Below are 9,333 nucleotides of genomic sequence, written 5' to 3'. Positions count from 1 at the left end.
GTATATGTAAATATTTTGAAATATAAGTAATGTTATTCATTTTTTTGAGTGATGTTAGGTTTCTCGCAAACGTAGTGGATATTATCCAACGTGGCCACCTACGCTTATCAAAAAAGCACCCATTAACCTGGGTGCTTTTTTACAATCCATTTTATTTAATGACTTTCAACAAACGTTTTGCTGTACCATTAGCCGTTTCAATGGTTTCATACACATTCACAGTGAATGGATAGCTGTATTGATCCGTTGTAATGTTCGAAGCATCCAACGTCTGTACACCGCTAATCAATTTATTGTCGCCATTGAAAGCCGCATCTTTGGAGCCAATGACACGACCCGCGCTATCGACAATTTCGAATCTCAACTTGGAGAAGTTATTGTCTACGACGACATTTTCTTTTTGTTCGATACTTAGATCAAGACGAACTTTGTACGTGTAGGTCAATTGAGCTGTCATTTGCGAGTTAACTGTCACATCATTGAATTTAAGATCAAATGGATACAAGGAAACGGTTGAGTCTGTATCTTCCTGCTGCAGATTCGTTTGCAGTGCTGCAATTGTTGTTGTGTACGGTGCAGCAGCAACAGAATCAAGCAGTTTCATGGAGAAGCTGGTTCCTGTTTCCGATTGCGGAACGATGTAAGAGTAGCTTACAACGTAGCTGAGACCCGGGTTCATCATTTGAGTCACATTGGCTTGGCGAGCTCCTTGGTAAGTCAGACCTTGGTTACTCACCAATTCCGATGCGAATGCTGGCAACGCGATTGGCGTTGTGCTCGTGTTCGTTAGTTTGAACTTCGCTACGGCAGTTTTATAACCCTCGCCTGGGTTTTCATGCAGGTGAAGCTCCATTAAAGAGACTTGTGTGGATTTGTCCACCACTTTCGTCAAGGCATCGAACGCGATCGGTTGACCGATCGTATATGGAACAGCCGTTGAAGTCCCTTGCTCTTTCGGCCATGCAATAGCCAACTTACCTGTCGCTAATGTCGCCGCATCGGTTCCGCCTTTCGGAATATAGTTATCTGTTGACAAGACAACCAAGTCAGACAAAGTCACGCCATTTTCAACCGGGATTGCAAAATGAATATACTTTTGCTCGCCGGCTTCCAAAGTAACTGGCTCATCTTCCGCGCGTTTTCCTTCGTAGTTCTTCGTTTCGGACTGCGCATCCATACGGAATGCCGGCACTGTTTCGCGGCCTGTGCCAGGGTTGCTAGCAAGAACAGTAACGACTGCTACACGGCCTGCGGTTGTATTTTGCATGGAAGCTTCAATTGCTGTATAGGTTAATCCGGAGTTAACACCTGGGATCGAAAAGGATTGGCCCCAAGCAATATTAGAAAGACTTTGCAACGCCGCACTTCCCGTTGTACCATACCATACGGAAGTGGTTGGCATTGCAAGCAGTGTTGTTTCCACTTTCGGGTATGAGTAAACGTCAACGTTGACGAAGGATAACTGATCAATTGTGCCGATTTCCTTTGTATCAACGGCTGTCATATAAACAAGCTCGCCGATTTCTTTCGGCTGTAAAGATTCTTTATTGGTTCCGCTTGGTTTCAGCGTATAGGACACCCCGGTGGAAGTCTGCACGCGAAGCTCATGCTCAGGCACCCGGTTCTGTGTCACCCCTCCATTGTATAAGCGAACAGTGACAGCAAGCTGTGAACCGGTAGCCGTTGGCGTCACGGCTACACTTTTCACGGCTGCACGGATGTCACTTGTCAGTCCGTAATTGACTGAAGGGCTACTCACTGGCGCTGTTGGTGCAGCATCGGCTGCCCATACGGCGGTGCCGCCTTGCACGATCATGGCGCCAAGCATAATCGCGGTCAGACTGTTTTTCCATGGTCTTTTTTTCATGTATATACGCTCCTCTTTGTGTAGTTTCGCTGCTGTTTTATTTCGCTGCCGGTGTCGCACTCGCGGCTGGGGAAGCACTAGCGCTCTCTACCTTTTGTCCGTCCTTCAATGTGTTTTGTCCGGAAATGACTAATTTCTCGCCATCTTTCACACCATCGATCACTTCTTGGAACTCTCCACTGATACGTCCAAGTTTCACTTTACGTTTCACATATTGATCGCCTTGTTCAACAAACACAAACGTATCTGATTCTTCACGAATGATGCTTAACGTTGGAATCGCAACAACTTGCTCTTCAGTTTCCGTTGTCAGCTGCACCATAAATCTGCTGCCCGGTTGAAGTTGGTGATCGCTGTTAGGCACTTCCAACTCAAGCGTGTATGTTTTGGTTGCCGCGCTCATAATCGGAGCTAAATAGCTGATTTTTGCTGTTCCTTTTTTGTCCGGTGTATCTGGATTATAGTAAACCAACTCTTGTTTTCCTTTTACAAGCTGGTAATTGGTTTCCGTAAGCTCCGTTTTGATTTTAATCGGATCAATTTGCTGAACTTGACCGACCTTACCGGCAGCCGAAGAGATCGTTTGTCCAACGACCACATTGAAGTCCGTTAGTACGCCGCTGCCCGGTGCCTTAACTTCATAATTCTCCAAGGAGCGCGTCGCATCCTCTAAGGCTAAGCTGGCAGATTCTGCCTGCGTTTGAGCGGAAGAGATCGAATCGGAATTGTCAAAGGCCGACAGCTTGCTTTGTGCTGCTTCCAAGTTCATTTGCGCACTGTCCAAAGCTTGCTTCATTTGGTCCACTTGATGCTGAACCGCCGTACCTGCATCAAAATCATTACGCATTTTGTTGTAATCTTGCTGTGCGTTAGTCAAAGCGGTTTGTGATCTAGTCACATTGTCCGCCAAATCCTTGCGGTTGTTCACTTTATTGTCTTTTGCCTGTTGTAAAGATTCTTGAGCGGTTTTTAGAGCCAGCTCATTTTTCCGTTGTGCGGACAAGGCGTCTTTATTATCGATAGTGAATAGCACTTCGCCTTTTTCCACGTATTCTCCGCGTTTTTTTACCACGTTCACAACTTCACCGTTTGCTTTCGAAACAACATCCAGCGTCGTTCCTGCAGCTACATCGGCCACCTGCTCAATAGGATTGCTAATTTTTTGCTTCTTAACAGCCTCGGTTTTAACCGCTTTTGGCGCTAAGGAAACCGTCGCAGCCCCTTTGGCTCCTGGCGCGGAACAGGCGGACGCTAAGACCGCAGCTGCGGTCAATAGCGCAATTACGCCCATCGAGCGATATTTAAATTTACGTTTTCTCGAACTATCGTTAATCATCTATGTGCCTCCTTATACCTCTATCGTACTTGTGGTTGTGTTTTGGTCATTTTTTTTACGATTGAACATGCGACCCATGCGGTTCTTAATGCTTTCAATCAACTCGTACACAATAGGTACGACAACTAGCGTTAGAACCGTAGAGGTAATCAGACCACCGATAACGACAACACCAAGTCCTTTACCGATCAATCCGCCCTCTGCCGAAATACCTAAGGCCAACGGCACCAAAGCCATAATCGTAGCTCCAGCTGTCATAATGATCGGACGAAGCCTCACTTTCCCTGCTTCAATTAAAGCATGGCGAACCGTGTAGCCTTCATGGCGCAGCTGCTGCGCACGGTCGATCAATACGATGGCATTCGTGACGACGATACCGATGAGCATGAGGAAACCAATCATAGATGTAACCGTTAGTGGCTCGTGCGCAATAACGAGTCCGAGCAACCCACCGATAACCGCAAGCGGTAGAGAGAACAAGATAGCGAATGGTGCACTTGCGTTTCCGAAAGCTAGAACCATGATCAGATAAACTACGAAAACCGCAGCAGCCATGGCGACGAACAATTGACCAAAGCTTTCATTAACGTCGTCGGAAACACCCGTCACTTTCGGTGTTACACCTTCCGGTAATTCAACATCTTTTAATGCCGCGGTAAGCTTAGCACTTACGCCGGTTTTATTGGAATCATTAATTTTGGCTGATACTTTGACAAGCTGCTGCTGATCTTCACGTGCAAGGGATGCAGCGCCCTTCGTTTCGTTAATTTTGGCTACTTCCTTCAACAGAATCGTTGAACCATTTGACCCGGCTAACGGAATATTGCCCAGTTTTTCAAGCGTATTTTTGTCCGATTTATCTAACGATACCGTCGTTGTATATGTGATATTATCGAATTTCATATCTCCCAGACTTTGTTTTTGAATCCAGGCGCGTGCTGTATCTCGAACAGATGAGGCGCTTAAGCCATAAGCTCTTACTTTATTCTGATCCACAGCAATCTCTATTTCTGTTTTGGCATCACTTAAGTTATCTTCAATCTCAGAAAGCTCTGGGAAAGTTTGCAGCTTATCTTTAACCATTTTAGCTGCTTTCTCCAGTTGAAGTTGGTCATCGCCTTGCAGCGTATAGGCAAAGTCCGTCGATGAAACGCCGAAGTCACCTTCCATTGCTTTAGGCTCAACTTCAGATCCTGCTGGCAATTCAGAGAGAATATATGCTTTCATTTCATCTTTTACTTGATTTGCATCAACTTTATCATTCACTTGAACGAAAATTTGTGAAGCATACGGTGTACGCTCATCGTCATTGCCGGCATAACCGACTAAGGATTCCACAAATTTGAAAACAGGCTCGCCAGTGGAGTCCTTCGTATCTAATAAGACTTTTTCGATTTCCTTCGTTTTTGCATCCGTCGCTTCAAAAGAAGTTGAATATGGCAATTTCAGTTGGAAATACATCGTCTTCGCGGCACTTGATTCAGGCAAGAAGGCCACGGACAAGAATGGAATCGTACTGGCCATTGTCACAACGAGCATCAGCGCTGAAATAAGCAGCGTTTTGATTCTGTTTTTCAAACTCCAAGTCAATACTTTCTCATAAAACGTTGTTAGCTTCGTTGGTGCCGACTCATCATGATGAACTTTGCTTGGTTTACTGCGAAGCACAAGCAGCTTAGCCAGCATCGGAATAACCGTTAAAGCTACAATCAAGGAAGAAAGCAGCGCACAAGCAATTGTTAAGGCAAAAGGTCTAAAGAATCCGCCGACAACGCCCGTAACCAAAGCGAGTGGTGCGAATACCCCAACCGTTGCAAGTGTGGAGGACGTAATTGCCATTGAAACTTGTTTCGTTGCTAGAGCAATAACGGACTCATTCCGCTCCTGTGCTTTCTGCAAGGAGGCATATATATTTTCAATAACGACAATCGAGTCATCCACGACCCGGCCTACGGCAATAAAAATACCGCCGAGAGTCATCGTATTGAGCGTTAAACCTAAGGAAGACATTAATAGTAAAGTGATCAAAATGGAAAGCGGAATCGAAACCAGGACAATAAGCGTCATCCGAACATTACGGAGGAAAATCAGGATCATTAAGGATGCCAGAATAGCCCCTACGATACCTTCACGTATTAGTCCTGCAATGGATTCGTTAATTTGGTCTGCACTATCATACGTATTCTTGAAAGTAACGTTAGGCAAAGTTGTTTTCCACTCTTTAATTTGCTTCTGAATCTCATCAGAGAAATCAACCGCATTCGCACTGCCTGCTTTGTACAAAATCATCCCAATCGCCGGCTTGCTATCCAGTCGACCGATGAAATCAGATTCCGTAATCGCTTTGACATTTGCAACCTGATTCAGCGTTACGATATCACCTTTTGGCGTTGTAATTTCCAGCTGCTCCAAATCGTATAAGCTAGTCAAGTTGCCCGTTACACGCGTCATCTTGTCATTGCCGCTGATTTCTACACTGCCAATCGGACTTTTCGTCGCAGCAGCATTAATCGCATTCGATACCATACCTGGCGATAGACCATAGACATCAAGCGCGGCGGCATCAAGCTCAATATCCAGCGAGGTGTCTCTGGCGCCGATTACGTCCATATGGTCAATCCCTTTAATTCCTTCAAGAGCAGGCTTGATTTTGTCTTTAAAAGATTTATCAAGCTCCGTTTGGCTAATGCCATTATCGGCATAAGCAACTAAATAGTTGGAAGGGAAGGAAGCAGCACCAAAAGTTGAAGCTTTCGGTGTTCCAGCCGTAGCCGGAAGTGAAACTTCTGCAAGCATATCCTGTACAGCTTGCTTCTTCTTATCTGTGTCTACATTTTGTTTGAACATCAGAATAATCATGGAGAAGTTATCACTTGATGTCGACTGCATCGAATCCAAATCTTCGATATTGGCCAACTTCTTCTCAATCGGTGATGTAATTTCATCCATGACATCCTTTGGTGCACCTGTATACGTAGTCGTTACAGCAACTACCGGGAAAGAAACGTTCGGCATGTTCTCTACTTTAAGCTGCGATGAAGAATACAAGCCGCCTACAAAAAGCATGATCATGATAATGAATAATGCCGATACATTTTTCATGGAAAAGTATGTGAGTCGATTCATTCCTTTACTCCCCTCATCTAATGATTGTTTCTATAAGATACATTTCAAATATGAACCCAATATGAACAGACATCAAAAAAAGCCTGGAAATAAAATTTCCAAGCTTTCACTGTTCATGATTTCTTCAAGGTATAGGTTAAAATTGGAAGAGTGACTAAAAATTGAGTCCCTTTTCCTTGTTCGCTTCGAACCTCAATCGTGCCTTGATGCAGATCAATAATTTTTCTTACAATGGCAAGCCCGAGCCCGCTTCCCGTATCGCGCTGCCTGGCTTGATCTACTTTATAGAACCTCTCGAAAATCCGCCCTTGATCTTCCTCCGAGATGCCGATTCCGTTGTCCTGAACCCAAATCTGAACACGATCTCTTAAGGGGACGAGCTTGATAAATATATGCCCGCCAACAGGTGTGAATTTGACCGCGTTCCCTATCAAATTCATCCAAACTTGATTCAATTGATCCGCATCCGCCGAAATTTTCACTCGTGGCAGTGACAAATCCATATCAAGCTGTTTCTCAGACCATAATGGCTCATAGAAAACAACGATTCTTCGCAGCTGTTCATCCAAGTCAAACGTAGTCGGGTTAAACGGGTGATGCTCCGATTCGAGCGAAGCCAATTTCAACAAATTATCACTTAGCCGGGATAACCGATCGCTTTCCCGTTCAATGATTTCCAGATAGCGCAGACGCTCCGACTCTTCGATTTCGGACTCTCGCAATGCTTTGGAGAAGCCGCGGATCGACGTAAGCGGAGTTTGAAACTCATGCGATACATTCGAAACAAAATCCTGCCGCATCTGCTCAAGCTGCTTCAGCTCGCCAGCCATATGGTTGAAACTGTCTGCCAGCTGTCCCAGCTCGTCCTTCTGCTTGACGGCAACATGCACGTTGAAATTCCCACGAGCGAGCCGCTGTGTAGCCACTGTCAATTTCTTCAGCGGATTGACCAAGTATCGCGAAGCAACGAGAATAAGTAGGCTGCCCACGACAAGCACAATAACAAGAACCGTAATAATGGCTGTCTGTACTTGACGACGAGTCGTTTCAGATAAATTCGGATGAATGAAGAGCGCGAATGTCTTCTCACCAAGCACAAGAGGAATGCCAACTTTCATATCCCCAAGCGGATCTTTGATCAAACCATAATCCAAGCTTTTGAATACGCTGCCGTTCAAAACATAGGCTACTTCCGAGGCGCTAATCCGGGGGACTCCGTGTTTATTTAATGAAACTGCGGTCATCGGATCGCCCTGTTCATTGAAAAGCGTGAAAATGTAATTTTCATTAAAACGATTGCTCTCCGTCACGAAAGTATCCAGCTGCTTCACTTGCATATCTTCGCTAAGCTTAACAATCTGACTGCCTATCGTGAGCATTTCATCCTGAAATTCACTTGTTATCAAACTTCTGAAAAATAACGTTGCGAGCGGAAAGGCTACAGACACACTCACAACCACAACGGCCAAAAAAGTCAGCACCACACGAAGGTAGAGCGACTTGATCATGCTTTCACCTCAAGTCTATACCCCAATCCTCGGATCGTGGAAATCCGAAACTCTTCGGTCAGCGGCTCGAAGCGCTCCCGCAACCTTTTGACATGCACATCGATCGTCCGATCATCGCCTTCGTAATCGATCCCCCAAATCTGTTCAATCAACTGGGTTCGCGTGAAAATTTGAGCCGGATAGCTGGCCAGCTTATAAAGCAATTCAAATTCTTTCAAAGGGAGGGACAGTCGTTGATCCGGCAAACGAACTTCAAAGGCCGTTCGGTCAATGACGACATTGCCGACCGAGATTGTCTGCGAAGCGTTAATGCGATAGCGTTTCAGCAATGCTTTGACCCGCATCACCAGCTCCAAAGGGTCAAAAGGTTTCACGAGGTAATCGTCCGTGCCAAGCTGGAACCCTTTCACCTTATGTACGGACTCACTTTTGGCCGTTACCATGAGCAGAGGCAAGTCTTCGTATCGCGCCCTGAGCTCGCGGCATAATTCCCAACCGTCCATCAGGGGCATCATAATATCCAGGACGACCAAATCCGCCGGGGTCGTTTCGAGCAAGCTGAGCGCCTCAACGCCATTGCTCGCCTGCGTCACCGTCAAACCTTCTCCAACCAAATAGACGCGTATCAGCTCTCTGATGTCCGCATCATCATCCACCACCATGATTCTGGTCACGAATCGCCCTGCCTTTCATTCAGCTTTTGAACTACTTACAGATACGGAATCGGATCTTTCGAGCCCGCTTCTTCAAAGCCCTTCAAACGCAGACGGCAGCTGTCGCAAACGCCGCAGGCTTCAGCTTTTCCGTTGTAGCAAGATGTCGTCAGCTCGTAGGGAACTCCGATTTTCAATCCTTCCTCGATGATTTTCGCTTTCGTCCAATCAATCAGAGGCGTCTCAATCGTGATGCCTTTCCCTTCCACACCGACTTTGGTTGCCAGGGCAATGACTTCTTCCACCTTATGAATAAATTCCGGACGGCAATCCGGGTAACCACTGTAATCGAGGGCATTCACGCCAATGTAAATCGCCTCGGAACCTGTTACTTCCGCATAAGACGTTGCGATGGAGAGAAAGAGCAGATTACGCCCAGGCACGTAAGTCACCGGGATTTCGGATTCCTCCGCTTCTCCATTCATAACGTTCGGCACATCAATGGTATCGTCCGTTAAGGCGCTGCCGCCAAAATCACGCAGGAAATCAAGCTTAATAATTTTGTGGCGCTGGCTCACCCCATAATGTTCCGTGACTTGCTTCGCATTTTCAATTTCAATTTTGTGGCGCTGTCCATAGTCAAAAGAAATCGGATACAGGTCGTATCCCGCCTCTTTGGCAATTCCCATGCAAGTGGTACTGTCCAAGCCTCCGCTTAGAATAACAACGGCTCTTTTCTTCTTATCGCTGTTCATGCTCATCATGACACCTCATTTTTTCTTTATTGTTGCAAGGATAAACGACTTCGTCGTCCTCTTAGGACGAGCGCGTTTGTCAAGGTAG

General features: G+C 45.9%; 6 protein-coding genes. All 6 read right to left on the bottom strand.

Annotated elements, in window-relative coordinates:
• Positions 1-151: 151 nt before the first annotated feature.
• On the bottom strand, positions 152-1,867 hold the full coding sequence (locus AC3WTJ_RS22225) for a hypothetical protein (protein ID WP_492523661.1): 1,716 nt from the start codon (positions 1,865-1,867) through the stop codon (positions 152-154).
• 37 nt (positions 1,868-1,904) lie between these two features.
• Entirely contained in the window at positions 1,905-3,203 is a 1,299-nt protein-coding gene (locus tag AC3WTJ_RS22220; RefSeq protein ID WP_492523660.1) for an efflux RND transporter periplasmic adaptor subunit, read from the bottom strand.
• 12 nt (positions 3,204-3,215) lie between these two features.
• A complete protein-coding gene (locus tag AC3WTJ_RS22215; RefSeq protein ID WP_492523659.1) occupies positions 3,216-6,329 on the bottom strand; it encodes an efflux RND transporter permease subunit in 3,114 nt (1,037 codons plus the stop codon).
• A 113-nt stretch (positions 6,330-6,442) separates the two neighbouring features.
• Positions 6,443-7,837 (bottom strand): HAMP domain-containing sensor histidine kinase, encoded by a 1,395-nt coding sequence (locus AC3WTJ_RS22210; RefSeq protein WP_492523658.1) that lies wholly within the window; start codon positions 7,835-7,837, stop codon positions 6,443-6,445.
• Entirely contained in the window at positions 7,834-8,511 is a 678-nt protein-coding gene (locus AC3WTJ_RS22205) for a response regulator (protein ID WP_127454487.1), read from the bottom strand. The genes AC3WTJ_RS22210 and AC3WTJ_RS22205 overlap by 4 nt, the downstream gene beginning before the upstream one ends.
• A 35-nt stretch (positions 8,512-8,546) precedes the next feature.
• Positions 8,547-9,245, bottom strand: a complete 699-nt coding sequence (queC, locus tag AC3WTJ_RS22200; RefSeq protein WP_492523685.1) for a 7-cyano-7-deazaguanine synthase QueC — start codon at positions 9,243-9,245, stop codon at positions 8,547-8,549.
• Between the last annotated feature and the right edge of the window lie 88 nt (positions 9,246-9,333).

The organism is Paenibacillus sp. FW101-FHT12H11, assembly GCF_058790355.1.
The sequence above is the reverse complement of the archived record's forward strand: the minus strand, read 5'-3'. Positions and strand labels throughout refer to the sequence as shown.